Origin of the sequence: Microbispora rosea (assembly GCF_044460045.1) — a bacterium.
GTDB lineage: Bacteria > Actinomycetota > Actinomycetes > Streptosporangiales > Streptosporangiaceae > Microbispora > Microbispora rosea.
The window spans coordinates 268,339-291,842 of the sequence record NZ_JBITJO010000007.1; the positions used below are offsets into that span (position 1 = coordinate 268,339).

Annotated in this window: 25 protein-coding genes; 12 read left to right on the top strand and 13 right to left on the bottom strand. The window is 71.2% G+C overall.

Annotated features, from left to right (window positions below; genetic code table 11):
• Positions 1-2: 2 nt before the first annotated feature.
• Genes ureG through ACIBK1_RS28715 form a run of 5 tightly spaced genes read right to left on the bottom strand, consistent with a single transcriptional unit; the run spans position 3 to position 3,841 of the window.
• Positions 3-716, bottom strand: coding sequence for an urease accessory protein UreG (ureG, locus tag ACIBK1_RS28695; RefSeq protein ID WP_051761330.1), 714 nt, complete (start codon positions 714-716; stop codon positions 3-5).
• Positions 717-759: 43 nt separating this feature from the next.
• Entirely contained in the window at positions 760-1,494 is a 735-nt protein-coding gene (locus ACIBK1_RS28700) for an urease accessory protein UreF (protein WP_396738824.1), read from the bottom strand.
• A 1-nt stretch (position 1,495) separates the two neighbouring features.
• Positions 1,496-3,214 (bottom strand): urease subunit alpha, encoded by a 1,719-nt coding sequence (locus ACIBK1_RS28705; protein ID WP_030506287.1) that lies wholly within the window; start codon positions 3,212-3,214, stop codon positions 1,496-1,498.
• Complete coding sequence (locus tag ACIBK1_RS28710; protein WP_030506286.1) at positions 3,207-3,542, bottom strand: urease subunit beta; 336 nt, start codon at positions 3,540-3,542, stop codon at positions 3,207-3,209. Before ACIBK1_RS28710 ends, ACIBK1_RS28705 begins: the two co-directional genes overlap by 8 nt.
• Positions 3,539-3,841, bottom strand: a complete 303-nt coding sequence (locus ACIBK1_RS28715; RefSeq protein WP_030506285.1) for an urease subunit gamma — start codon at positions 3,839-3,841, stop codon at positions 3,539-3,541. Before ACIBK1_RS28715 ends, ACIBK1_RS28710 begins: the two co-directional genes overlap by 4 nt.
• Positions 3,842-4,023: 182 nt before the next feature.
• Between ACIBK1_RS28715 and urtA the strand changes: the two genes are divergently transcribed.
• Genes urtA through urtE form a run of 5 tightly spaced genes read left to right on the top strand, consistent with a single transcriptional unit; the run spans position 4,024 to position 8,611 of the window.
• Entirely contained in the window at positions 4,024-5,250 is a 1,227-nt protein-coding gene (urtA, locus tag ACIBK1_RS28720; protein ID WP_396738826.1) for an urea ABC transporter substrate-binding protein, read from the top strand.
• A gap of 8 nt (positions 5,251-5,258) precedes the next feature.
• Positions 5,259-6,113 (top strand): urea ABC transporter permease subunit UrtB, encoded by an 855-nt coding sequence (urtB, locus tag ACIBK1_RS28725; protein WP_030506283.1) that lies wholly within the window; start codon positions 5,259-5,261, stop codon positions 6,111-6,113.
• The gene (gene urtC, locus ACIBK1_RS28730; protein WP_396738828.1) at positions 6,110-7,174 is read left to right on the top strand and encodes an urea ABC transporter permease subunit UrtC; all 1,065 of its coding nucleotides are present in this window, start codon (positions 6,110-6,112) and stop codon (positions 7,172-7,174) included. Before urtB ends, urtC begins: the two co-directional genes overlap by 4 nt.
• Positions 7,171-7,932, top strand: a complete 762-nt coding sequence (urtD, locus tag ACIBK1_RS28735; RefSeq protein ID WP_030506281.1) for an urea ABC transporter ATP-binding protein UrtD — start codon at positions 7,171-7,173, stop codon at positions 7,930-7,932. Before urtC ends, urtD begins: the two co-directional genes overlap by 4 nt.
• Complete coding sequence (gene urtE, locus ACIBK1_RS28740) at positions 7,919-8,611, top strand: urea ABC transporter ATP-binding subunit UrtE (protein WP_030506280.1); 693 nt, start codon at positions 7,919-7,921, stop codon at positions 8,609-8,611. Before urtD ends, urtE begins: the two co-directional genes overlap by 14 nt.
• Positions 8,612-8,779: 168 nt before the next feature.
• Here urtE and ACIBK1_RS28745 read toward each other — a convergent pair whose 3' ends face one another.
• From ACIBK1_RS28745 to ACIBK1_RS28755, 3 genes are all read right to left on the bottom strand, one after another.
• Positions 8,780-9,823, bottom strand: a complete 1,044-nt coding sequence (locus ACIBK1_RS28745; protein WP_036405281.1) for an alpha/beta fold hydrolase — start codon at positions 9,821-9,823, stop codon at positions 8,780-8,782.
• Positions 9,824-10,010: 187 nt separating this feature from the next.
• Entirely contained in the window at positions 10,011-11,078 is a 1,068-nt protein-coding gene (locus ACIBK1_RS28750) for a GNAT family N-acetyltransferase (RefSeq protein ID WP_396738831.1), read from the bottom strand.
• A gap of 73 nt (positions 11,079-11,151) precedes the next feature.
• Positions 11,152-11,397: a DUF2630 family protein gene (locus ACIBK1_RS28755; RefSeq protein ID WP_030506278.1), complete on the bottom strand. Its 246-nt coding sequence runs from the start codon at positions 11,395-11,397 to the stop codon at positions 11,152-11,154.
• Positions 11,398-11,679: 282 nt separating this feature from the next.
• On the opposite strand from ACIBK1_RS28755, the gene leuA reads away from it, so the two are divergent.
• The 3 genes from leuA to ACIBK1_RS28770 all read left to right on the top strand — a co-directional run bounded on the left by leuA (position 11,680) and on the right by ACIBK1_RS28770 (position 14,425).
• Positions 11,680-13,404 (top strand): 2-isopropylmalate synthase, encoded by a 1,725-nt coding sequence (leuA, locus tag ACIBK1_RS28760; RefSeq protein WP_030506277.1) that lies wholly within the window; start codon positions 11,680-11,682, stop codon positions 13,402-13,404.
• A gap of 320 nt (positions 13,405-13,724) precedes the next feature.
• Positions 13,725-14,018 (top strand): type II toxin-antitoxin system Phd/YefM family antitoxin, encoded by a 294-nt coding sequence (locus ACIBK1_RS28765; RefSeq protein WP_030506276.1) that lies wholly within the window; start codon positions 13,725-13,727, stop codon positions 14,016-14,018.
• Positions 14,015-14,425 (top strand): type II toxin-antitoxin system VapC family toxin, encoded by a 411-nt coding sequence (locus tag ACIBK1_RS28770; protein WP_030506275.1) that lies wholly within the window; start codon positions 14,015-14,017, stop codon positions 14,423-14,425. The genes ACIBK1_RS28765 and ACIBK1_RS28770 overlap by 4 nt, the downstream gene beginning before the upstream one ends.
• Positions 14,426-14,605: 180 nt before the next feature.
• On the opposite strand, the gene ACIBK1_RS28775 is transcribed toward ACIBK1_RS28770, so the two are convergent.
• Positions 14,606-15,304, bottom strand: coding sequence for a TetR/AcrR family transcriptional regulator (locus ACIBK1_RS28775; protein WP_030506274.1), 699 nt, complete (start codon positions 15,302-15,304; stop codon positions 14,606-14,608).
• A gap of 112 nt (positions 15,305-15,416) precedes the next feature.
• On the opposite strand from ACIBK1_RS28775, the gene ACIBK1_RS28780 reads away from it, so the two are divergent.
• The 3 genes from ACIBK1_RS28780 to ACIBK1_RS28790 are packed head-to-tail and all read left to right on the top strand — an operon-like array spanning position 15,417 to position 17,662.
• Positions 15,417-15,764 carry a YrdB family protein gene (locus ACIBK1_RS28780; RefSeq protein ID WP_030506273.1) on the top strand — a complete coding sequence of 116 codons (348 nt, stop codon included), beginning with the start codon at positions 15,417-15,419 and terminating at the stop codon, positions 15,762-15,764.
• A gap of 10 nt (positions 15,765-15,774) precedes the next feature.
• A complete protein-coding gene (locus tag ACIBK1_RS28785) occupies positions 15,775-16,704 on the top strand; it encodes an NAD-dependent epimerase/dehydratase family protein (RefSeq protein WP_030506272.1) in 930 nt (309 codons plus the stop codon).
• Positions 16,705-16,738: 34 nt separating this feature from the next.
• Positions 16,739-17,662 carry a Gfo/Idh/MocA family protein gene (locus tag ACIBK1_RS28790; protein WP_030506271.1) on the top strand — a complete coding sequence of 308 codons (924 nt, stop codon included), beginning with the start codon at positions 16,739-16,741 and terminating at the stop codon, positions 17,660-17,662.
• A 62-nt stretch (positions 17,663-17,724) separates the two neighbouring features.
• Here the strand turns inward: ACIBK1_RS28790 and ACIBK1_RS28795 are convergent, their stop codons facing one another.
• Entirely contained in the window at positions 17,725-19,047 is a 1,323-nt protein-coding gene (locus ACIBK1_RS28795) for a Glu/Leu/Phe/Val family dehydrogenase (protein ID WP_081903286.1), read from the bottom strand.
• 257 nt (positions 19,048-19,304) lie between these two features.
• Here ACIBK1_RS28795 and ACIBK1_RS28800 point away from each other — a divergent pair, with 257 nt between their 5' ends.
• Complete coding sequence (locus ACIBK1_RS28800) at positions 19,305-20,888, top strand: alkaline phosphatase D family protein (RefSeq protein ID WP_081903285.1); 1,584 nt, start codon at positions 19,305-19,307, stop codon at positions 20,886-20,888.
• Here ACIBK1_RS28800 and rocD read toward each other — a convergent pair.
• From rocD to ACIBK1_RS28815, 3 genes are all read right to left on the bottom strand, one after another.
• Positions 20,857-22,062 (bottom strand): ornithine--oxo-acid transaminase, encoded by a 1,206-nt coding sequence (gene rocD, locus ACIBK1_RS28805; RefSeq protein ID WP_030506268.1) that lies wholly within the window; start codon positions 22,060-22,062, stop codon positions 20,857-20,859. The genes ACIBK1_RS28800 and rocD overlap by 32 nt on opposite strands.
• Complete coding sequence (gene ddaH / locus ACIBK1_RS28810) at positions 22,059-22,913, bottom strand: dimethylargininase (RefSeq protein ID WP_030506267.1); 855 nt, start codon at positions 22,911-22,913, stop codon at positions 22,059-22,061. Before ddaH ends, rocD begins: the two co-directional genes overlap by 4 nt.
• Before the next feature lie 107 nt (positions 22,914-23,020).
• Positions 23,021-23,470: an Lrp/AsnC family transcriptional regulator gene (locus ACIBK1_RS28815; protein ID WP_030506266.1), complete on the bottom strand. Its 450-nt coding sequence runs from the start codon at positions 23,468-23,470 to the stop codon at positions 23,021-23,023.
• Between the last annotated feature and the right edge of the window lie 34 nt (positions 23,471-23,504).

Genomic DNA, 23,504 nt, shown 5'->3' on the forward strand with positions numbered 1-23,504 from the left:
GGTCAGGACGCCTGAGCCTGCTGGGCGGCGCCGTGAACGGGGTGGTGGTGTGGCTCGCCGTGCTCGTGCCGCCAGGCGTCGACCATGTGCGTCACCCACTCCGCCACGGCGTGCGCGCCCCTGTCCTCCCTGATCGACGTGAACAGCACCGGCTTGCCGTCCCGTACGGCCGCCGCGTCGCGGGACATCACGGTCAGGTCGGCGCCGACCATCGGCGCGAGGTCGGTCTTGTTGACGACGAGCAGGTCGGCCGAGGTCACCCCCGGCCCGCCCTTGCGCGGCACCTTGTCGCCGCCCGACACGTCGAGCACGAAGATCTGCCGGTCGGCCAGGCCCCGGCTGAACGTGGCGGTGAGGTTGTCGCCGCCGCTCTCGACGATCACGAGGTCGAGCGGCCCGAACCGCTCCTCCAGCGTCTCGACGGCGTCCAGGTTGGCCGCGATGTCGTCCCGGATGGCGGTGTGCGGGCAGCAGCCGGTCTGCACGGCGAGGATCCGTTCCGGGTCGATGACTCCCGCGCGACGGAGGAAGTCGGCGTCCTCGGTGGTGTAGATGTCGTTGGTCACGACGCCGAGCCGCATCGAGGGGCCGAGGCTGCGGCACAGCGCCGCCACCAGGGCGGTCTTGCCGCTGCCGACCGGCCCGCCGATGCCGAGGCGGAGCGCCCGCCCGTCCGGCTCGGCCGCGTCGTGGAGATCGTCGTGGTGTGCGCCCATGGAGGTATCTGCTCCTTCTCGTGCGGTGACCGGTGGGGAGACGTCAGGAGACGAAAAGCTTCATCGGGTTGGTCAGGTGTCCCTCCGCCAGGAGGTCGAGCGCGGGCGCGCTGTGCCCCGGCAGCGCGCGCCACCGCCCCTGCCGGGCCGCGTCGCCGAGCGACGCGCAGGCGGCGTGGGCCGCGTCGTCGAGCGCGGGGGCGAGATCGGCGAGCAGGCGGTGGACGGTGACCGGGTCGAGGCCGAGGAGTCGCACGGCCGCCGTGGCCGGGCCGGTGACCGAGGTGTAGGCGGCGGCCAGCGCTGCCTGGCGGGGCGTGCAGCCCGCCGAGGCCCCCGCCGCGCCGAGCGCGACGGGGTGGTGCGGGCCCTCCGGCACGGCCCGAGCGAGCGTGTCCAGGGCGGCCGAGGGCCACATCCGCCGGGCCGTGCGCAGCAGGAGCCGTCCCTGGGTGCGGGCGGCCTCCCGCTGGGCGGGCGAGGCGGCCCTGGCGTCGGCCTCGGCGTCCAGCTGCCGCCACAGCTCGACGCCGTCAGCCGGGTCGTCAGCGGGGTCGTCAGCGGGGTCGTCCGCGGCGGCCAGTTCGCACGCGGCGGCGGCGAGGGCGGCGGCGACCAGACCGGCGGTGGCGAGCCTGCCACGCAGGAACCGCGCCAGGTCGCCGGTGCCGGTGACCGCGCCCAGCCGTACGGCCTCCTCCACGCCGCCCGAGTGGGCGTGCCCGCCCGCCGGCAGCCGGGAGTCGGCCAGCAGCAGCAGCGCCGCGTCCGCTCCCATGTCAGAAGAGGAAGTAGCGCTGCGCCATCGGCAGCGACTCGGCCGGGGCGGGCTCGATCAGCTCGCCGTCCACGCGTACGGCGAAGGTGTCGGGGTCCACCCGGATGTCCGGCAGGGCGTCGTTAAGGGGCATCGCGTCCTTGCGCCGGGCGCGTACGTCGGCCACCGGGACCAGACGCCTGCGGACGGCGAGGCGGTCGGCCAGGCCGTCGTCCAGCGCGAGCGGCGCCACGAAGTGCAGCGAGGTCGCGGCGGCGGTGGCCGGGGCCGCGCCGAACATCGGCCGGGGGAGCACGGGCTGCGGCGTCGGGATCGACGCGTTCGCGTCGCCCATCTGCGCGTAGGCGATGACGCCGCCCTTGACGACGAGGTCCGGCTTGACCCCGAAGAAGGCCGGGCTCCACAGCACCAGGTCGGCGAGCTTGCCGGGCTCCACCGAGCCGATCTCCGCGTCCAGGCCGTGGGCGATCGCCGGGTTGATCGTGTACTTGGCGACGTAACGGCGGGCGCGGAGGTTGTCGGCCGGGCCGTCGCCCGGCAGCGCGCCGCGGCGCCGCTTCATCACATGCGCCGTCTGCCACGTACGGATGATCGTCTCGCCGACCCGGCCCATGGCCTGGGAGTCCGAGCCGATCATCGAGATCGCGCCCATGTCGTGCAGGACGTCCTCGGCCGCCATCGTCGCCGGCCGGATCCGCGACTCGGCGAACGCCAGGTCCTCCGGGATGGCGGGGTTGAGATGGTGGCACACCATGAGCATGTCCAGGTGCTCGTGGTGGGTGTTGACCGTGTGCGGCCTGGTCGGATTCGTGGACGAGGGCAGCACGTTGGCGTGGGAGGCGACCGTGATGATGTCCGGGGCGTGGCCGCCTCCGGCGCCCTCGGTGTGGTAGGCGTGGATGGCCCGTCCGCCGATGGCCCGCAGGGTCGACTCCACGAAGCCGGCCTCGTTCAGCGTGTCGGTGTGGATGGCGACCTGCACCCCGGTGGCGTCGCAGACCCGCAGGCAGGCGTCGATGGCGGCGGGGGTGGTGCCCCAGTCCTCGTGCAGCTTGAAGCCCGACGCCCCGGCCCTCAGTTGTTCGAGCAGCCCCTCCTCGCTGACCGTGTTGCCCTTGCCGAGCAGGGCCACGTTCACCGGGTAGGAGTCCAGCGACTCCAGCATCCGGCCGAGATACCAGGTCCCGGTCACGGTCGTGGCCTTCGTGCCCTCGGCGGGGCCGGTGCCGCCGCCGACGACCGTGGTGACGCCGGAGGCGAGCGCCTCGTCGAGGATCTGCGGGCAGATCAGGTGGACGTGGGAGTCGACGGCGCCCGCCGTGACGATCTTGCCGTTGGCGGCGAGGATCTCGGTGGACGGGCCGATCACCAGGTCCGGGTGGACGCCGTCCATGGTGTCGGGGTTGCCGGCCTTGCCGATGGCGGCGATCCGGCCGTCCCGCACGCCGATGTCGGCCTTGACCACGCCCCAGTGGTCGATGATCACCGCGCCGGTGACGACCAGGTCGGCCGCGCCCTCGGCCCTCGTGGTGCGCGCCTGCCCCATCGACTCGCGGATGACCTTGCCGCCGCCGAACACGGCCTCGTCGCCCGCTCCGGCGGGCCCCATCGACAGGTCGTCGGTCACCTCGACGTACAGGTCGGTGTCGGCCAGGCGCACCCGGTCGCCTGTGGTGGGGCCGTACAGCGCGGCGTAGCGCGCGCGTTCGACGCTAGTCATCGGTCCTCCCGTCGAGGGGGCCCGCCCATTCGGGGCGCAGTCCGGGTACGACGCGGTCGCCCGCGAGCGGGACCAGCGTGACGTCGCGCTCCACCCCGGGCTCGAACCTGATCGCGGTGCCCGCCGGGATGTCGAGGCGGGTGCCCCAGGCCGCCTCCCGGTCGAACTCCAGGCCGGGGTTGGCGGCGGCGAAGTGGTAGTGCGACCCGACCTGCACCGGCCGGTCGGCGGTGTTGACGACTCTCAGGGTGATCCGCTCCCTGCCGGGGTTCAGCGGCACGTCCCCGTCGCCGCACACGATCTCGCCCGGCACGCCCGTGCCGGTCATGCGATCGGGTTGTGGACGGTGACGAGCTTGGTGCCGTCGGGGAAGGTCGCCTCGATCTGGACGGACTCCAGCATCTCGGGCACGCCCTCCATGACGTCCTCGCGCCGCAGGACCTTGCGGCCGGCGTCCATCAGGTCGGCGACGCTGCGGCCGTCGCGGGCGCCTTCCAGAAGGAAGGACGCGATGAGGGCCGTCGCCTCCGGATGGTTGAGGCGAAGGCCGCGCTCCTTCCGCTCGCGGGCCACGCCCGCGGCGACGTGGATGAGGAGCCGTTCCTGTTCGTGTGGAGTTAGCCGCATGGCGGGACGATAGATACCCGCCATTTCCCCTGCGTTACCCGCTTATTTCGTACGCGTATCCGGACGGCGGTGAGCCTCCGCTAATGAGTTGTTAACCATCGGGATTTCGGCGGGAAATACCGCGCGCCCACCTTGACGGCAGACGGATCGGTGCGGGGGCCGTAGCGGCAAGGGAGAGGCAATTGCGGAACTCATTATGGCGTGCCGGAGCGGTTTTCGCTCTCGCGACCACGACGCTTGCGGCATGTGGCGGACAATCCTCAACAAATAGTACATCTGCCTCATCTGGGGGTTCTGACACCATCAAAGTCGGCATCCTGCACTCCCTCAGCGGCACGATGGCCATCAGCGAGGTCACGGTCAGGGACGCGGAACTGCTCGCGATCGACGAGATCAACGCGGCCGGCGGCGTGCTCGGCAAGAAGCTGGAGCCCGTCGTCGAGGACGGCGCGTCCGACTGGCCGACCTTCGCGGAAAAGGCCACCAAGCTCATCGCGCAGGACAAGGTCGCGACCGTCTTCGGCGGCTGGACGTCGGCGAGCCGCAAGGCGATGCTCCCGGTCTTCGAGAAACGAAAGGCACTGCTGTGGTATCCGGTCCAGTACGAGGGACTGGAAAGCTCGCCGTACATCTTCTACACGGGCGCGACGACCAACCAGCAGATCGTCCCCGGGCTCGACTACCTGAAGGAGAAGGGCAAGAAGAAGCTCTTCCTCGTGGGCAGCGACTACGTCTTCCCGAGAACCGCGAACAAAATCATCAAGGCGTACGCCGCGGCGAACGGGATGGAGGTTCTCGGTGAGGAGTACACCCCGCTCGGGCACACCGAGTACAGCACGCTCGTCAACAAGATCGTCGAGGCGAAGCCGGACGCGGTCTTCAACACCCTGAACGGCGACAGCAACGTCGCGTTCTTCAAGCAGCTCAAGAGCACCGGGATCAGCGCCGACCAGATGCCGGTCATGTCGGTGTCCGTGGCCGAGGAGGAGGTCAAGGGCATCGGCGTCGACAACGTCGCCGGGCACCTCGTGGCCTGGAACTACTACCAGACGACCGACACCCCGGCGAACGAGAAGTTCGTCGCCGCGTTCAAGGCGAAGTACGGCGCGGACAAGGTGACCTCCGACCCGATGGAGGCCGGATACAACGCCGTCTACCTGTGGGCCGAGGCCGCGAAGAAGGCCGGAACCACCGAGGTGGAGGCCGTCAAGAAGGCCGCCGGCGGCGTGTCCCTCGACCGCCCCGAGGGCAAGGTCACCATCGACGGCGACAACCAGCACGTCTACAAGACCGCGCGCATCGGAGTCGTCCAGCAGGACGGCCAGATCAAGGAGGTGTGGAACTCCGGCGAGCCGATCAAGCCGGATCCCTACCTCAGGACGTACCCCTGGGCCGGCGGCCTGGTCTGACGGCCACGATGGAGGGAGTGCTCAACCAGCTGCCGATCGGGCTGTCGATCGGAGCGGTCCTGCTGCTCATCGCTCTCGGGCTGACCTTCACGTTCGGGCAGATGGGCGTGATCAACATGGCCCACGGCGAGTTCATCATGGCGGGGGCCTACACGGCCTACCTGCTCCAGGGTGTGGGCTTCCTGATCGCCCTCCCGGCCGCCTTCGTGGTGGCCGGGGTCATGGGCCTGATCCTGGAGCGCACGCTGATCCGGCGCTTCTACGGCCGTCCGCTGGACACGCTGCTGCTCACCTGGGGCGTCAGCCTCATGCTCCAGCAACTGGCCCGGGACCTGTTCGGGGCGCCCAACGTGCAGGTCGCCTCGCCCGCCTGGCTGCGCGGCGGCATCGGGATCCTGCCGTACAACCGGCTGTTCATCATGGCGCTCGCCGCGGCGTCGGTGCTCGCGATCTGGGCGTACATGAACAGGACCGGGCAGGGCCGGCGCATGCGGGCGGTGATGCAGAACAGGAGGCTCGCGGCCACGAGCGGCATCGACACCGGGCGGGTCGACCAGCGGACGTTCTTCATCGGCTCCGGCCTCGCCGGGGTCGCGGGGGTCGCCCTCACGCTCATCGGGCCGGTCGGCCCGGCGCTCGGGACCTACTACATCGTCGACGCGTTCCTCGTGGTCGTCGCGGGCGGGCTGGGACAGCTTCGCGGCGCGGTGCTGGCCGCGGCCGGCCTCGGCCTGCTGAACTCCTATGCCGAGTTCTGGAGCGACGCCAGCCTCGCCAAGGTGGTGGTCTTCGTGGCGATCATCGGCTTCCTGCAGATCCGGCCGCAGGGGCTGTTCTTCGTGCGATCGCGGGCGCTCTCATGACCGCCCTCACGGTCTCGCGCCGGGTGCTGAGCGGCCGGTGGCAGGGCCCGGCGGCCTTCACGGCGGTGGCGGTGCTCGCCCTGGTGGTGGCGCCGCTGCTGCTGGAGCCGTTCCGCCTCGGGCTGCTGGCCAAGTATCTGTGCTACGCGATCGTGGCGCTGGGCATCGGCCTTGCGTGGGGGCAGGGCGGCATGCTCACGCTCGGTCAGGGGGTGTTCTTCGGCCTCGGCGGCTACGCGATGGGCATGTATCTCAAGCTCAACGACGCCGGCGGGGACCTGCCCGACTTCATGGTCTGGAGCGGGGTGGAGAAGCTGCCGGCGCTGTGGAAGCCGTTCGGCAACCCGATCTTCGCGCTGGCCATGGTCGTCGTGCTGCCGGTCGCGGTCGCGCTGCTGCTCGGCACGCTGGTGTTCCGCCAGCGCGTACGGGGGGCGTACTTCGCGATCCTCACCCAGGCGCTGGCGGCGGCGCTGGTGATCCTGCTGGTCGGGCAGCAGGGGCTGACCGGCGGCACGAACGGCCTGACCAACTTCTTCGACTTCTTCGGCCGCGACGTGGCGGCCGACGAGACCCAGCGGGGCCTCTACCTGCTGGTGGCGGTCGTGCTCGGGGCGCTCTACCTGGGCGCCAGGCAACTCGTCCGCAGCCGGTTCGGGCGGCTGCTGCTCGCGGTCAGGGACGGCGAGGACCGGGTGCGCTTCCTCGGGTACAACCCCGCCACCGTCAAGACGCTGACCTTCGCCGTCTCGGCGGGCATGGCCGGCATCGCGGGGGCGCTGTTCGTGCCCGTGGTCGGCATCATCTCGCCGGCCCTGCTCGGGGTCGTGCCCTCGCTCGAACTCGTCGTCGCGGTGGCCGTCGGCGGCCGGTTCGCGCTGGCCGGCGCGGTGCTGGGCGCGGTCGTCATGGGATACGCGCGGACGTACTTCAGCGAGGAACTGCCGAACGCCTGGCTCTACCTGCAGGGCGCCCTGTTCGTGCTCGTCATGACGCTGGCGCCCAAGGGCATCGCGGGCCTGGCCGCCAACGTCGTACGGAGAAGGGAGGCACGGGCGTGACCGACACGCTGCTGGAGATCCGGGGCCTGGAGGTCGCCTTCGGCGGCTTCCGGGCACTCGACGGCGTGGACCTGACCGTCGGACGGGGTGAGCTGCGGTTCCTGATCGGGCCGAACGGCGCGGGGAAGACCACCCTCATCGACGTGATCACGGGCCTGACCAGGCCCACCGGGGGCTCGGTGCGGTTCGAGGGGCACGATCTCGTGGGCCGCAGGGAGCACGAGATCGTCCGGCTCGGCGTGGGCCGCACCTTCCAGACCTCCGTGGTCTTCGAGGAGCTCACCGTGCTGGAGAACCTCGACCTGGCGGCGTCGTTCCGGCGCCCGCTGTGGTCGCTGCTGCGCCGCAGGCGCGGGGTCTCGGAGGAGGTCACGGCGGCGCTGGAGACGACCGGCCTGACCGCGCTGGCCGGCAGCAGGGCCGGGGTGCTGTCCCACGGGCAGCGGCAGTGGCTGGAGATCGGCATGCTGATCGTCCAGCGGCCCCGGTTGCTGCTGCTCGACGAGCCGGTCGCCGGCATGTCCTCCGGCGAGCGCGAGCGCACCGGCGAGCTGCTCACCGAGGTCGCCCGCGACCACACCGTGGTCGTGGTCGAGCACGACATGGACTTCCTGCGCCGCTATGCCTCGCAGGTCACCGTGCTGCACGAGGGCAAGGTGCTGACGGAGGGCTCGGTCGAGCAGGTGCGCGCCGACCCGCGCGTGCAGGAGATCTATCTGGGACGGGCGCGGGAGGGTGCCGAGGATGCTGTCCGTTGAGGGACTGGAGTCGGGATACGGCCGGGCCCGGGTGCTCTTCGGCGTCTCGCTTGAGGTGCCCGCCGGCCGCCTCGTGTGCGTGATGGGCCGCAACGGGGTCGGCAAGACGACCCTGCTCGACACGGTCATGGGCGCGCTCCCGGCGACCGGCGGGAGGGTGACGTTCGAGGGCAGGGACGTCACCCGGCTGCGCCCGGACCAGCGCGTACGGCTCGGCATGGGCTACGTGCCGCAGGGGCACGACACGTTTCCCCAGCTCAGCGTGATGGACAATCTCCTGGTCACGCTGGAGGCGTCCGCGCACCGGGACCGGGCGGCGCTGGAGGAGGCCCTGGAGGTCTTCCCCCGGCTCAAACCGCTGCTCAAACGGCCGGCGGGCTTCCTGTCGGGCGGTCAGCAGCAGCAGCTCGCGATGGCCCGGGCCCTGGTCACCCGGCCGAAACTGCTGATCCTGGACGAGCCGACCGAGGGCATCCAGCCGTCGATCATCCTGGAGATCGAGGAGGCCGTCGAACGCCTGCACGCGAGCGGTCTCGCGATCCTGCTGGTGGAGCAGTACCTGGACCTCGCGCTGCGGCTGGCCGACGGGTTCGTGATCCTCGACGCCGGACGGGTGGTCAGGTCCGGCCCCGCACGGGAGCTCCAGGACGAGGAGGTCCACCGGCTGTTGTCCGTCTGAGTCGGGCGCTTACTCTGGAGGGGAGGAAGCGATCGCACGTGTGAACGCCTTCGGCCGTGCCGGAGGCTCCGCGCCGCCGGAGCGGCGGGGGCCGTCCGGACCCGGCATTGCGCACGGCACGACCGCTTCCTCCACTGTCTCCGGCCGGTGCGCCCGGCGGCCGGTCGATCAGCGCGCCCGGGTCTCGATCCGGGCTCGACGGACGTGGCCGAGTATCGCCTTGACGACGAGTTCCGGGCGGTCCCGATGGATGTGGTGCCCCGCGTGCTCCGCGACGACGTGTTCGGCGTTCGAGGACAGCCGCACCAGGTCGGCCTGGAGCGGAACCCAGACGGAGTAGAAGCGGCGCTGTGTGGCGGCCGCTTTCGTGTCGGTTTCCCGCGGTTCGTCGGGACTGGCGGAGATGACCGTGAGCGGAATCGTGCCCAGGTGTGGCGCCCGGCGGCGGACCTGCACGGGGGTGACGGTGATCGCGGCCGCCGCCTCGCGTAGCTCCGCGCGGCGTTGCCGGTCGCTGAGGTCGAAGGCGATCCTGGTGGGGAGGAGCCCCGACGGCAGGCGCCGGGCCGCGGCTTCGCGGCGGGCGCGGCCGCTCCATCCGGCCTCGAAGGCCAGGCGCCGGAGCCCCAGCGGGGTCAGGCGCGAGCGCAGCATCTCCAGGGCAATCTCTGTTCTCGTCCGGTGCAGCAGGCGGATCTGCTCGGGATGGCTGGAATCGACGAGGACGACCGCTGCCACGGCGTCGGGGCTTTCGGCCGCGAACAGCCGGACGATGTGCCCTCCGGCCGAATGCCCCACCAGAACGTACGGCGGAGCGATTCCCGCCTCGTCCAGCGCGCGTCGCAGGTCGCGAGCGGCTCCGAGCGCCGTTCCCGCCCACGGGGACGGGTCGCTCCACCCGAGACCGGCACGGTCGTACAGGACGACCGACGACTCCGCCGCCAGTTCGGGTAACAGGGCGGCCCAGTTCACCCCCGGCTCGCCCAGTCCCGGCACGATGACGACGGTCGGCGAGCCGGTGCCCGCGGTCCACAGGTGGATCCGGCGGCCGCCGATGTCGACCATCCGGCCTGGCGGAGGGAACCGGCGGCGATCACGCCGGGCCCCGTAGGCCTGGTAGACGGCGCTCATGGCGGCTCCGGCGATCGCTCCTGAGACGAGCCGGGCCAGCGCCCTGACGATGATTCCCCTGCTGCGGATCGAGCGGTTCATCACACTCCGGTTGCGCCGGTTCCCGCGGGAGGGAGGAGAGCGGCGGTCGCGCCCTGGATCACGTTGACTCCGCTATTCGTACAGCGGATTCGGCCGCCAGATCAATGACGATCGACAAGGGCGGATGAGGTGGGGGCGCGGGCGGAGGCGCCGGCCGCGGATCAGGCGGACGGCGACCGCGTCGTGGTCAGATGTCGAGCTGCCACTGGTGCCAGGTGTCGAAGACCTCGAAGCCCATCGCCTCGTTGATCGCCAGCATGTGCGGGTTCGCGACGGAGTTCCACGTGATCACCCGCTCGATCGACGGCTCGCAGGCGCGGAACCAGGTGATGTTGGCCAGCTTGAGCACGAGGCCGAGCCGCCGGCCGCGGTGCGGCGCGAGGACGGTCGTCGAGGACTGGCGGCCCCATCCCTCCGGCCGCTCGGCGTCCACCACCAGCTGGGTGAACCCCGCGGGCTCTCCGCCGGCCGTATGCCGGGCGATCATCGTGTAGGTCCGCTGGCCCGCTCGCGCGAGCATCTCCTCGCGGGCGCGCACGCGGTCGGCCGTCCACCGCTGGTCCTCCATCGCGAGATCGCCCAGCGGCTCGTCGTTCATGCCCTCCGCCAGGCGGGCCATGTCGCCGAGCAGGTCGTCGGGGGTCGGCCCGGCCCACCGTTCGAGCGAGTAGCCGGTGGCGTGCCGTACGGCCCGGGCCCGGAGGAGTTCGAGGCCGGACCAGTCGGCCGTGCGCAGGTCGAGCACCAGCCGGGTCTCGGTGGCGGCCGGGGAGAAGCCGCGGACCTTGGCGAACGCCGCGCCCGGCCCGTCGGCCACGGCCTCGGCGATGAGGACCCGCCTGCCCTCGTCACGCGCCCGGCCGATGGCGTGGTCGAGCAGCGCGCCGCCGACGCCCTCGCGCCTGCGGGCCGTACGCGTCATCAGCCGGAGCAGGGCGAGGTGGGTGTTGTCGTCCTGCGGGAAGTGGAGGATGTAGCCGCCGGCGACCTCGTCACGGCCGACCTCGTCACGGCCGACCTGGCCGCTGCCGGTTCGGCCGCCGTCGTGCGCCACCCACGCCTCGCCCCGCTCGCCGCCGGACCCGCTCCGGACGCTCGCCGTGAAGTGCCGCCACGACATCGCCGGACCAGGCTGGTCGCATGCTCGCGCGATGTCGTACAGACCGGCCAGAGCGGCGTGGTCCGCCGGGCCGTCCGGGTCGTCTTCCTCCTGCGCGGCGTCGTTCTCGATGGGGGCGACGCGCTTCATCTGCATGCCGACAAGAATTCCGCACCCCTTGTCAGGGGCGCGACTGATTTTCACATCGTGGAACGGCGGAGGTGAGGGCTCACTGCATGTAGTTCTCGACCTCGTCGGCCGGACGGGGGGAGGCGAAGTCGGGGTCCTCGCCCACGTCGCGCCGGGCGCGGCGCTGGCGCAGCAGGTCCCAGCAACGGTCGAGCTGCTCCTCCAGTGAGGTGATCCTGTTGTGCTCCTCCTCCGAGGTCAGCTCGCCCGCGACCAGGCGCTCCCGCAGGGAGTGCTCCTCGTCGACCAGTTCGCTGATCCGCTGCAGGATCTCGCCGTCCTTCATGTGGCCTCCTTCGTCACGAGCCACCCTAACCTGGGGCTCCGTCTCGACATGTGATCGGGTGTCTCATCCGCTTCAGGGGGTCTGCTAGTCTGCTTGGCATGCTGCGCGGACTCCTTCTTATCCGCCGCGGCGAGGGCCTGTAAGAGGCCGGCTCCCTCGCCGCGGTGCGAGAGGCATGCGCGTCGGCCGCCCTGGTTTCATCCAACGGCGCCCCCCTTTCTGTCGAACCGACGATGGCACCATCGTGCCCGGGGCTCGCCGTGCGCCCGACGAGGAGCAATCATGAATGAGCAGCAGCCCAGCCCCATGCCGTTCCAGCGTTATACGCCGTTCGAGCCCGTACGGCTGACCGACCGCACCTGGCCCGACAAGGTCATCGCCACGGCGCCCCGCTGGTGCGCGGTGGACCTGCGTGACGGCAACCAGGCGCTGATCGACCCGATGGACGCCGACCGCAAGCTGAAGATGTTCGACCTGCTGGTCCGGATGGGTTACAAGGAGATCGAGGTCGGCTTCCCGGCCGCGTCGCAGACCGACTACGACTTCGTCCGTCAGATCATCGAAGAGGGACGCATCCCCTCCGACGTGGTCATCCAGGTGCTGACGCAGGCCCGGCCCGAGCTGATCGAGCGGACCTTCGAGTCGCTGCGCGGCGCCCGCCAGGCGATCGTCCACCTGTACAACTCCACCTCCACCCTCCAGCGCCGGGTCGTCTTCGGCCAGGACAGGGACGGCATCACCGCGATCGCCGTCGAGGGCGCCAAGCTGTGCAAGAAGCTGGCGGCCGAGATGGAGAGCACGGACATCTACTTCCAGTACTCGCCCGAGTCCTTCACCGGCACGGAGCTGGAGTACGCCGTCGAGGTCTGCAACGCCGTCAACGACGTCTGGCAGCCCACCCCCGACCACAAGGTGATCGTCAACCTGCCGGCGACGGTCGAGATGGCCACGCCCAACGTGTACGCCGACCAGATCGAGTGGATGCACCGCAACCTGGCGTACCGGGACTCGATCGTGCTGTCCCTGCACCCGCACAACGACCGCGGCACCGCCGTCGCCGCCGCCGAGCTGGGTTACATGGCCGGCGCCGACCGCATCGAGGGCTGCCTGTTCGGCAACGGTGAGCGGACCGGCAACGTCTGCCTGGTCACGCTGGGCATGAACCTGTTCTCCCAGGGCATCGACCCGGAGATCGACTTCTCCGACATGGACGAGATCCGGCGCGTGGTCGAGCACTGCAACCAGCTGCCCGTGCACCCCCGCCACCCGTGGGGCGGCGAGCTGGTCTACACGGCCTTCTCCGGCTCCCACCAGGACGCGATCAAGAAGGGCCTGGAGCACCTGGAGCACGACGCGGCCGCCGCGGGGGTGCCGGTCGACCGGTTCACCTGGGCGGTGCCGTACCTGCCGATCGACCCCAAGGACATCGGCCGCACGTACGAGGCCGTGATCCGCGTCAACAGCCAGTCGGGCAAGGGCGGCGTCGCCTACATCATGAAGGCCGACCACCAGCTCGACCTGCCGCGCCGCCTGCAGATCGAGTTCTCCCGCGTCATCCAGGCCCGTACGGACGCCGAGGGCGGCGAGGTCACGGCCGCGGAGATCTGGGAGCGGTTCGCCGACGAGTACCTGCCGAACCCCGCGAGCCCCTGGGGCCGCCTGGGCCTGCTGGCCCACCGGCACACCTCGACCGTGGACGACAAGGACGCGATCAGCGCCGACGTGCGGGTCGACGGCGACATCCGGGAGATCGAGGGCGTCGGCAACGGCCCCATCTCGGCCTTCTGCGACGCGCTGGAGAGCATCGGGGTGCCGGTGCGGGTCCTCGACTACACCGAGCACGCGATGAGCGCGGGAGCCGACGCCAAGGCCGCGTCGTACGTGGAGTGCGAGGTCGGCGGGCCGAACGGCACCCAGGTCCTGTGGGGCGTCGGCATCGACGCGAACACGACGAGCGCCTCGCTCAAGGCCATCATCTCCGCCGTCAACCGCGCCACCCGCGCCTGACCGGCCCCGAATCTCGCAGTGATACGGCAGGACCTGCGGTCCCACTGCCCTTGACCTTGCCCAAAATCGCAAGCGTCTGCCCTGAACAGCCCACGAAGCTGTCGTGAAACACGCGAAAGGCGGCAACCGGGAGATCCCCGACTGCCGCCTTTCGCATGTCTCGGTCCTCTTGCCCCAGCGGCTCGACCTCCGGACCCGGCCGGCGAATGGTCTCCGGTCGGTGTTCACACCGTCAGGTACGTTCACCGCTGGAAGGGTACGCATACAGTAAGTAGTGTACCGTTGACGATCGGTGGGGCCACTTCGGTTAGCCTGAGGCCATGTCGGACGAGGTCGTCAGCGTGGGAGTACGGGAACTGCGCGACCGGCTCGCGCACTATCTGGAGCTGGTCCAGGCGGGAAACACGGTCGAGATCACGGAGAGGGGGCGGCCGGTGGCGCGGCTGACCGCATTGCCGCACGAACGTGTCGTCACGGACCGGCTCGTCGCGGAGGGCCGCATGAGGCTGCCAGAGGTGGAGATCGATTGGACTGCCTGGCATGCCCTGCCCCCGCAACCCGGAACGCCTCTGCCCAGCGAAGTGCTGGCGGAGCTGAGGGCGGAGGAACGGTGATCTACCTCGACTCTTCGGCGCTGGTCAAGCTGGTCGTCCGGGAGGAGGAGACGGCGGCGCTCGAAAAATGGCTGGCGACACAGACCGGGGCGGTGGTCGCCTGCGAACTGGCCCGGACCGAGGTGGTCCGGGCGGTGCGGGCCTCCGGACCTCAGGCGGTCTCCATGGCCAAGGCGCTGATGGCCCGGCTGAGGATGGTGCCCGTGGACGCACCGCTTCTCGACGCGGCCGCGGAGATCGGGCCGGCCCGGCTGCGGACTCTCGACGCCCTTCACCTGTCCGCCGCGCAACTGCTGGAGCGGGCTCTCGATTGGTTCGTGGCCTACGACAAGCGGCTGCTCGCGGCGGCAGAAGAGGCAGGCCTTCCCGTCGCCGCACCCGGCTTCGACGGGGCCGGGCTCGCATAGCGCGGCGATCTCCATGCGTGGCCTCCCTCGAAGCGGCGCCGCCCTCGACCCATGGCCGCCCGCGCGGCATGACGCCGCGGCGGTGAACGCGGCCTGGAACACGCTGCTCGCGGCGGCCGAGGGGCCGGGCAGGCGCACGGCAGGGCGTTGCCGTCCGCGCGGACAGCCGGGCCGGGTCGCCTACTCGGGCAGGCCGAGGAGGCGGGCGAGGCAGGCCATGTTGTGCTCGAACAGCTCGGCTCGGTGCGTGATCGTGTTGTTGAACTGGCCGAAGAGCTCGAAGCTGACCATCCCGAACAGGCCCGTCCAGGCGACGATCGCCCGTGCGACCACGTCGTCCGGCACGTCCGGCATCAGCGACCGCACGACCTCGGCGTCCTGGGCCAGAATCGCGGGCGGCGGCGGGCAGATCGGGGGAGGGGTGAGCCGGCCCGCGCGGTGGGCGTCGGCGACGATCCGTCCGTACACGGCCGTGTCCCGGACCGCCGGTGCGACGGTGTCCTGCGGGGCGGCGTAGCCCGGCACCGGCGAGCCGTACAGCAGGGCGTACTCGTGCGGATGGGCCAGGGCCCATGCGCGTACGGCCCGGCAGACGGCGAGCCATCGTCCGGTGAAGTCCTCGCGCGCGCAGGCGGCGTCGGCGCGCTCGACGGCCTCTCCGAGGGCGTTGTATCCATCGATGATCAGCGCGGTCAGCAGGTCGTCGCGGCTGGGGAAGTAGCGGTAGATCGCCGAGGAGACCATCCCCATCTCGCGGGCAACCGCCCGCAGGGACAGGCCCGTGGCCCCTTCCGTCGCCAGATGCCGCCGGGCGATGTCCGTGATCTCCCGGATCAGCTCCGCTCTCACCCGCTCCCGCGCGGTCCTGCTCGCATTCATGGGGCCAGGTTAACAGAGCACCTGAGCTAATAGAGAGCGGTGCTCTTGACGAAGGGCGTTTCCATAGGAGAGCATTGCTCTCGAAGCGGAGCGATAAACACAAGGAGTGCCGATGCTCACCGTGGCAAAGGGAACGATCGGGGCAGTGATGTTCTTCCTGGAGCTGGGAGTGCTGATCTCGCTGGCCTACTGGGGGTTCACCCGGGAGGTCAACATCCTGGTGAAGATCCTTCTGGGGCTCGGTGGGCCGGCCGTGTTCGCCACGCTGTGGGGGCTGTTCATGGCGGGCGGCAAGGCGCCGCACCAGCTGCACGGGATCGCCAGGGCCGCCTTCGAGGTGGTGTGGTTCGGCGCGGGGGCGGCCGCGCTGGCGGCCTCAGGGCTCGTCACCGCGGGTGTGGTGTTCGCGGTCGTGTACGTCGTGGACGGCGTGCTGCGGCTGCTGACGGATCAGGTCTGAAGGAGAAGTGATGGGCAAGCATGTGATCGTCGGAGCGGGACAGGTCGGCGGCGGGCTCGCCGAGACGCTGGCGGAGCGCGGGCACGAGGTGACCCTCGTCACCCGTTCGGGTTCGGGCCCGCAGCGTCCCGGGATCTCGCCGGTCGCCGCGGACGCGGCCGACGCCACCGTGATGCGGCGGCTCGCCGAGGGGGCCGACGCGCTCTACAACTGCGCCAACCCGCGTTACCACCGGTGGCCTCTGGACTGGCCGCCGATCGCGGCCTCGCTGCTTGCGGCCGCCGAGTCGTCAGGGGCCGTCCTGGTCACGCTGGGCAACCTGTACGGGTACGGCCCGGTGGACGGGCCGATGACCGAGGATCTGCCGCTCGCCGCGACGGGCACGAAGGGCAGGGTCAGGGCGCGGATGTGGGAGGAGATGCGCGCCGCGCACGAGGCCGGGCGGGTGCGCGTCACGGAGGTGCGCGGCTCGGACTACTACGGGCCGCGGTCGTCCGACCAGTCGTACGTGGGGCCGCGGCTCCTGGAGCCCCTGTTCGCGGGCAAGCCCGCCCTCGTCCTCAGCGACCCCGGCATCCCGCACAGCTGGACGTACCTGCCCGATGTGGTGCGGGCGCTGGCGGCGGCCGCGGAGGAGGAGCGCGCGTGGGGCCGGCCCTGGCACGTGCCGACCGCGCCGCCCGTCACCATCCGGGAGTTCGCCGAGACGGTGTGCGAGGCGGCTGGCCTCCCGGCGCCGCGCCTGCGGCGGCTGCCGTCGTGGACGCTGAAGGCGGCAGGCCTCGTATCGCCGTTCCTGCGCGAGCTGGGGGAGACCCGTTATCAGTTCGACCGGCCGTACGTGCTCGACTCCTCCGCCTCCCAGGCGGTCCTCGGGTTCGGGCCGACACCGGTCGAGGACGGGGTGAAGGAGACGGTGGCGTGGTGGCGGGGGCGCTGACAGGCGCCGGAGGGGCGGCGATAGTCTCCCCGGCATGAAAGTCGGAATCATCGGCCTGGGAGACATCGCGGAGAAGGCGTACCTGCCGGTGCTGGCGGCGACGCCGGGCATCGAGCCGCTGCTGTGCACGCGCGACCGGGCGACTCTTGACCGGCTCGGCGACGCGTACCGGATCGGCGCGCGCTTCACCTCCGTGGACGCACTCGCCGAGGCCGGGGTCGACGCGGCCTTCGTGCACGCGGCCACCGCCGCGCACGTCCCGATCGTGACCACGCTGCTGGAGGCGGGCGTGCACGTCTACGTGGACAAGCCGCTCGCCTACGACGCCGCCGCCTCCGCCGGGCTCGTACGGCTGGCCCGCGAGCGCGACAGGTCGCTGATGGTCGGGTTCAACCGCAGGCACGCCCCCGCGTACGCGGCCCTGCGCGGCCTGCCGCGCGACGTGGTCGTGATGCAGAAAAACCGGCGTGACCTGCCCGGCGACCCGCGGACGATGATCTTTGACGACTTCGTCCACGTGGCCGACACGCTGCGCTTCCTCGCCCCCGGGCCGGTCACCGACACCGTGATCAGGACCAGGGTGCGGGACGGCCTGCTCGAACACGTGGTGCTGACGCTCGGCGGCGACGGGTTCACCGCCGTCGGCGTGATGAGCCGCACCAGCGGCGCGGCCGAGGAGACCTGCGAGGTCATGGGCGGCGGCGGGAAGCGCCGGGTCGTCAACCTCGGCGACGTGGTCGAATTCGGCGGGGACGAGACCCTCATGAGGCGCGGCGACTGGGTCTCGGCGCCGCGGCAGCGCGGCATCGAGCAGATCTGCCGGGAGTTCCTCGCCGCGGTCCGCGAGGGCCGGATCCTCACGGCCGACGACGCCCTGCTGACCCACGAGCTGTGCGAGCAGATCGTGCTGGCCGCCACGAAGACAGCGGAGACCGCCGAGACGGCGGCGACGGCCTGACCGCCTCCCGGAAGCCGCATATTCCCGGGAGGCGGTCGTCATCGCCGTCTCTCACAGGGGCGTCAGGGGTAGAGGCCCCGCATCCGGTGGGCCTCGGCCACCCGCCCCACCCCGATCGCGTGGGCGGCCTGGCGGAGCGTGAGGTCACGCTCCGCGGCCAGGTCCGCGACCGCCCGGTAGGCGTTCTCCATCAGGTCCCGGAGCTTCACCTCGACCTCCCCGGCGCTCCAGGAGTACGCCTGGGTGTTCTGCACCCACTCCAGGTAGGACACGATCACCCCGCCCGCGTTGGCCAGGATGTCGGGCACCACCGTGACCCCGTTGTGGGCCAGGATCAGGTCGGCCTCGGGCGTGGTGGGCCCGTTGGCGCCCTCCACGACCAGGCGGGCCCGTACGCGCGGCGCGTTGTCCGCCGTGATCATGCCTTCGAGCGCGGCCGGCACCAGCACGTCCACGTCGAGTTCGAGCAACTCGTCGCGGGAGAGCGGGTCGGCGTCGCGGTAGCCGTGGACCGACCCGGTCTCGGCCGCGTGGACGCGCAGCGCGGCGACGTCGAGGCCGGAGGGCCGGACGACCGCGCCGCCCGCGTCGGAGACGGCCACGACGCGGCAGCCGGCGTCGGCGAGGTACTGGGCCGCGAGCGCGCCCACCTTGCCGAAGCCCTGCACCGCGACGGCCGTACCCTCAGGGGAGCGGGCCCCGTCTGTCCTGGCCAGCGCCTGCAGCGCGGCGATCTGCACCCCGCGCGAGGTCGCGCCCGCGCGGCCCAGCGAGCCGCCGAGCGCCGTGGGCTTGCCGGTCACCACGCCGGGCACGGAGTAGCCCGCGTTCGCGCTGTAGGTGTCCATGATCCAGGCCATGGTCTGCTCGTCGGTGCCCACGTCGGGCGCGGGGATGTCCTTCTCCGGGCCGATGAGCGGCAGGATCTCGTTGACGTAGCGCCGGGTGACGCGTTCGAGCTCGCGGGTGGTCAGTGTGGCCGGGTCCACCGCGACGCCGCCCTTGGCCCCACCGTACGGGATGCCGACGAGGGCGCACTTCCACGTCATCCACATGGCGAGGGCGGTGACCTCGGCGAGATCGGTGGCGGGGTGGAAGCGGATGCCGCCCTTGGCCGGCCCGCGCGACAGGTTGTGCTGCACGCGGTGGCCCTGCACCACCTCCAGGCGGCCGTCCTCGCGCCGCACGGGCACGGACACCGTCAGCGAGCGGCGGGGCGTGGCGAGCATGTCGTGCAGGCCGTCGTCGAGGCCGAGGAAGCGGGACGCCTCGGCGAGCTGGAAGCGGGCGGCGGTCAGGGCGCGCTCACCCGCTGAGGGGGCAGGGAGATCGGGGATCGGAGACCGAACCCCCGACGCCGTTGTCGGGAAGTCCGTGACGGTCATTCTGATGTTCTCCTGTCGGAAAGGCTGGTCGTCCCCCCGGACCTCGCGCGCCGTCGTCGTTGACGGGTGCGAAAGGCGGGCCGGATGAGCGACATCTGGATCAAACCGTGCGCCGGGTGATCGCGATATAGGCCAATACGGAGATCGGCGGGCGGGATTTCGCCGTTCCGGCGTACAGGCCGTGCACGAACGGTGAACGGCGTGGGACGGATGGACACAAGTCGCGCTTTGCCGTCCTTTTGCAGTAGACAGGTCTGGTGCCGGAACTTGTGCTGGGCCCGCTGCTGCGCCACGTGGACGCGGCCGCCGCGACCGTCTGGGTGGAGACCTCCGAGCCCTGCACGGTCCGCGTGCGAGCCGGCGACGCCTGCTCGGAGGAGCACACCTTCACCGTGCACGGCCACCACTACGCCCTGGTCGACGTCGGTATCGAGGGTCCGGTGGCCTACGAGGTGGAGCTCGACGACACGCGGGTGTGGCCGGCCGACGGCCTGCCGCCGAGCGTGATCCGCCCGCTGACCCGCCTCGACCGGCTGATCTTCGGCTCCTGCCGCACCAGCGTCCCGCACGAGGAGCCGTACGTGCGCACGCACGGCCCGGACGTCCTGAGGGCGTACGGCCTGCGCCTGATGGAGTCGCCGGACGAGCGGCCCGACCTGATCCTGCTGCTCGGCGACCAGGTGTACGCCGACGAGCTGACGCCGGACATGAAGGAGTTCATCGCCGGGCGCAGGGACGAAGGGCCAGAGGAGGTCGTCGACTTCGAGGAGTACGCCGAGCTGTACCGGCAGGCGTGGTCCGACCCTCCGGTCCGCTGGCTGCTGGCCACGGTCCCCAGCCTGATGATCTTCGACGACCACGACGTCAGGGACGACTGGAACACCTCGAACGTCTGGCGCGAGCAGATGGCCGAGGTGCCCTGGTGGGATCGGCGCATCGTCTCCGCGCTCGGCTCGTACTACATCTACCAGCACCTGGGCAACCTGCCCCCGGACGAGCGGGCGGCCGATCCCGTGCTCGCCGCGCTCCGGGCGGGCGGCGGGGACGAGGCGCTCGACACCTTCGCCCGGCGGGCCGACCGGGAGCCCGACTCGGTGCGCTGGAGCTACCACAGGGACCTGGGCGGCGCCCGGCTGATCGTGCTGGACAGCCGCAGTGCCCGGGTGCTGGAGCCGGGACGCCGGCGGATGCTCGACCCCGGCGAGTGGGACTGGTTCGACAAGCACGCGACCGGCGACTTCGACCACCTGCTCATCGGCTCCTCGCTGCCGATCCTGCTGCCCTCCGGGATCCACCACGTGGAGAGCTGGAACGAGGCGGTCTGCGACGGCATCTGGGGCCGCAGGGCGGCGCGGTGGGGCGAGCGGGTGCGGCAGTTTCTCGACCTGGAGCACTGGGGGGCCTTCCGCCGGTCGTTTGAGGAGCTCGCGCACGTGGTGCTGGAGGTCGCATCGGGAAGCCGGGGCAGGCCGCCCGCGACCGTCCTGCTGCTGTCGGGCGACGTCCACTACTCCTACATGGCGTCCGTACGGCGCCGGGGCGGCGGGCGCGTCCACCAGATCGTCTGCTCGCCGATCCGCAACCCGCTGAGCCGCACGCTGCGCTTCGCCAACATCGTGGCGTCGTTCGGGCTCGCGGGCGTGCTCGGCGGGGTGCTGGCCAGGACCGGGGGCCTTCCCCGGCCGCCGTTGCGGTGGCGCATCAGCAAGGGACCCTGGTTCCCCAACATGATGACCGCCATCGACCTGGCGCCCGGGGAGGCCGCGGTGACGTGGTTCACCGACACCGGCGATCAGGACGCGGTGCGGATCAGGCCCGAGCCTCCCGCAGCACCGCGCTGAGCTGGTCCACCGCCCAGGCCAGGTCGTCCCGGGAGACGACGAGGGGCGGCGCGAGGCGGATCGTCGAGCCGTGGGTGTCCTTGACGAGCACGCCGCGGCGCAGGAGCGCCTCGCTGATCTGCCGTCCGGTGCCGAGCGAGGGATCGATGTCGATGCCCGCCCACAGTCCGCGCCCGCGCACCGCCGCCACGCCGGGGCCGAGCTCGGCCAGGCGCGCGTGCAGGAACGCGCCGAGCTCGCGGGCCCTGGCCTGGTACTCACCGGTCCGCAGCAGCCCGATCACCGCGTCGCCGACCGCGCACGCCAGCGGGTTGCCGCCGAAGGTGGAACCGTGCTGGCCGGGCCCGATCACGCCCATGACGTCGGCGTTCGCGACGACCGCGGACACCGGGACCACGCCGCCGCCGAGGGCCTTGCCCAGGACGTACATGTCGGGGACGACGCGCTCGTGGTCGCAGGCGAACGTCTCCCCGGTGCGGCCGAGGCCCGACTGGATCTCGTCGGCCACGAACAGCACGTTGTTGTCAGTGCAGATCTCCCTGACCGCGGTCAGGTAGCCGTCCGGCGGGACCAGCACGCCGGCCTCGCCCTGGATGGGCTCGAGCAGCACGGCCACCGTGTTCTCGTCGATCGCCTCCCTGATCGCCTCGGCGGAGCCGTACTTGACGACCCGGAAGCCGGGGGAGAAGGGGCCGAAGCCGTCCCGCGACTCGGGGTCGGTCGAGAAGCCGACGATGGTCGTGGTGCGGCCGTGGAAGTTGTCCTCCATCACCACGATGTTGGCCTGGCCGGGGGCGACGCCCTTGACCTCGTAACCCCACTTGCGGGCGACCTTGATCGCGGTCTCGACGGCCTCCGCGCCGGTGTTCATGGGCAGGACCATGTCCTTGCCGCACAGCTCCGAAAGGCCGGTCGCGAACTCGGCGAAGCGGTCGTGGTAGAACGCCCGGCTGGTCAGCGTCAGACGGTCGAGCTGCTCACGGGCCGCCGCGAGGATCGCGGGGTTGCCGTGCCCGAAGTTCAGCGAGGAGTAGCCGGCCAGGCAGTCGAGATACCGCTTGCCCTCCACGTCGGTGACCCAGGCGCCGTCGGCCGAGCTGATCACGACGGGCAGCGGGTGGTAGTTGTGCGCGCTGTGGCTCTCGCTGAGCCGGATCAGTTCCTCGCTGTTCATCGGATCTCCCTGTTCGGCCGGATCTCGAGGGTGCAGCACTTCGGGCCGCCGCCGGACTTGCGCAGCTCGGTGAGGTCCACCGGGACGACCTCGAAGCCGCGGCGCTTGAGTTCCAGGATCAGCCCGCTCGCCTCGGCGTTGACGACGACGTTGCGGCCGTCGCTCACCGCGTTGAGCCCCAGCACCTCCGCGTCCGCGGACGTGGCGATCACGGCGTCGGGGAACAGCCGCCGCAGCACCTTCCTGCTGCCCTCGCTGAACGCCTCCGGATAGTACGCCACGTTGTGGCCGTTCAGCGGAAACAGGGCGGTGTCGAGGTGGTAGAACCTCGGGTCGACCAGGCGCAGCGTGACGACCGGCCGGCCGAGGAACTCCTGGGCCTCCATGTGCGCCGCCACGTCGGTGCGGAAGCCCGTCCCGGCCAGGATCATCTCGTCGAGCGTCAGGTAGTCGCCCTCGCCCTCGTTGGTGAAGGACGCCTCCAGTGTCTCGTATCCCCGATCGGCGAACCACCGCAGGTAGGCGGGGCCCTCGGCGGCACGCTGCGGGTGGGCGAACCTCGCGCCGTAGACCCGTCCGTCCACGACGAGCGCGCCGTTCGCGGCGAACACCATGTCCGGCAGGCCCTCGATCGGGTCGATCAGGCTGACGGTGTGGCCCAGGCTCTCGTACGCCTGCCGGAGGCTCTCCCACTGCCGCACCGCCCTGGCCGTGTCGGTGTCCTTCTCCGGGTGCATCCACGGGTTGATGGAATACGAGACCGTGAAGAAATCAGGCCGGCACATCAGGAAATGCCGTGCCGTGCCCGTACGACCACTTTCCGTGGTCTCGGTGGCGGGCGCGAGTGTCATCGTCGACTCCAAGCGGGAAACCGGGTGAACGGGACTTCAGCGTAGGAATCGGGAGGCCACAATCCAATGCGCCCGCGTTGCGATCACCTGTGGATCGGTTGCGTCCTTCACCCGTTTTGCAGCGATCCGTTAATCAGCCGCGACAGCACGATCGAACTCTTGGTGCGGACCACGAACGGCTCGGCCGCCAGGCGCTCGATCACCCGCTCGACGTGCCGCACGTCGGTCGCGCGGATGTGCAGCAGCGCGTCGGCCTCGCCGGTCACCGTGCAGGCCGAGACGACCTCCGGATGCCGGGACACGGCCATGCCGATTTCCGCCGGCGAGGTCTTGCCCCGGCAGTACAGCTCGACGTACGCCTCGGTGGTCCAGCCGAGGGCCGACGGCTCCACCCGCGCGCTGAAGCCGGTGATCGCGCCGCTGGCGATGAGCCGGTCGACCCGCCTCTTCACGGCCGGAGCCGACAGCCCCACTTGAGCGCCTATTTCGGCGTATGTCGCCCGGGCGTCCTCGACGAGGGCCCGGATTATGGCGCGATCGAGCTCGTCCAACCTCACGTGGACCTGTATACAGCCGCCGGGCACCGCATCG

Excerpts from the sequence above, each read along its gene's own strand:
- ureG (WP_051761330.1), bottom strand. The coding sequence starts at position 716 with ATGGGCGCACACCACGACGATCTCCACGACGCGGCCGAGCCGGACGGG.
- urtB (WP_030506283.1), top strand. The coding sequence starts at position 5,259 with ATGGAGGGAGTGCTCAACCAGCTGCCGATCGGGCTGTCGATCGGAGCG.
- ACIBK1_RS28750 (WP_396738831.1), bottom strand. The coding sequence starts at position 11,078 with ATGCAGATGAAGCGCGTCGCCCCCATCGAGAACGACGCCGCGCAGGAG.
- ACIBK1_RS28780 (WP_030506273.1), top strand. The coding sequence starts at position 15,417 with ATGCTCACCGTGGCAAAGGGAACGATCGGGGCAGTGATGTTCTTCCTG.
- ACIBK1_RS28710 (WP_030506286.1), bottom strand. The coding sequence starts at position 3,542 with ATGACCGGCACGGGCGTGCCGGGCGAGATCGTGTGCGGCGACGGGGAC.
- ACIBK1_RS28715 (WP_030506285.1), bottom strand. The coding sequence starts at position 3,841 with ATGCGGCTAACTCCACACGAACAGGAACGGCTCCTCATCCACGTCGCC.
- ACIBK1_RS28705 (WP_030506287.1), bottom strand. The coding sequence starts at position 3,214 with ATGACTAGCGTCGAACGCGCGCGCTACGCCGCGCTGTACGGCCCCACC.
- ACIBK1_RS28755 (WP_030506278.1), bottom strand. The coding sequence starts at position 11,397 with ATGAAGGACGGCGAGATCCTGCAGCGGATCAGCGAACTGGTCGACGAG.
- rocD (WP_030506268.1), bottom strand. The coding sequence starts at position 22,062 with ATGAACAGCGAGGAACTGATCCGGCTCAGCGAGAGCCACAGCGCGCAC.
- ACIBK1_RS28775 (WP_030506274.1), bottom strand. The coding sequence starts at position 15,304 with ATGAATGCGAGCAGGACCGCGCGGGAGCGGGTGAGAGCGGAGCTGATC.
- urtE (WP_030506280.1), top strand. The coding sequence starts at position 7,919 with ATGCTGTCCGTTGAGGGACTGGAGTCGGGATACGGCCGGGCCCGGGTG.
- leuA (WP_030506277.1), top strand. The coding sequence starts at position 11,680 with ATGAATGAGCAGCAGCCCAGCCCCATGCCGTTCCAGCGTTATACGCCG.
- ACIBK1_RS28745 (WP_036405281.1), bottom strand. The coding sequence starts at position 9,823 with ATGAACCGCTCGATCCGCAGCAGGGGAATCATCGTCAGGGCGCTGGCC.
- ACIBK1_RS28700 (WP_396738824.1), bottom strand. The coding sequence starts at position 1,494 with ATGGGAGCGGACGCGGCGCTGCTGCTGCTGGCCGACTCCCGGCTGCCG.
- ddaH (WP_030506267.1), bottom strand. The coding sequence starts at position 22,913 with ATGACACTCGCGCCCGCCACCGAGACCACGGAAAGTGGTCGTACGGGC.
- urtC (WP_396738828.1), top strand. The coding sequence starts at position 6,110 with ATGACCGCCCTCACGGTCTCGCGCCGGGTGCTGAGCGGCCGGTGGCAG.
- ACIBK1_RS28790 (WP_030506271.1), top strand. The coding sequence starts at position 16,739 with ATGAAAGTCGGAATCATCGGCCTGGGAGACATCGCGGAGAAGGCGTAC.
- ACIBK1_RS28765 (WP_030506276.1), top strand. The coding sequence starts at position 13,725 with ATGTCGGACGAGGTCGTCAGCGTGGGAGTACGGGAACTGCGCGACCGG.
- ACIBK1_RS28795 (WP_081903286.1), bottom strand. The coding sequence starts at position 19,047 with ATGACCGTCACGGACTTCCCGACAACGGCGTCGGGGGTTCGGTCTCCG.
- ACIBK1_RS28785 (WP_030506272.1), top strand. The coding sequence starts at position 15,775 with ATGGGCAAGCATGTGATCGTCGGAGCGGGACAGGTCGGCGGCGGGCTC.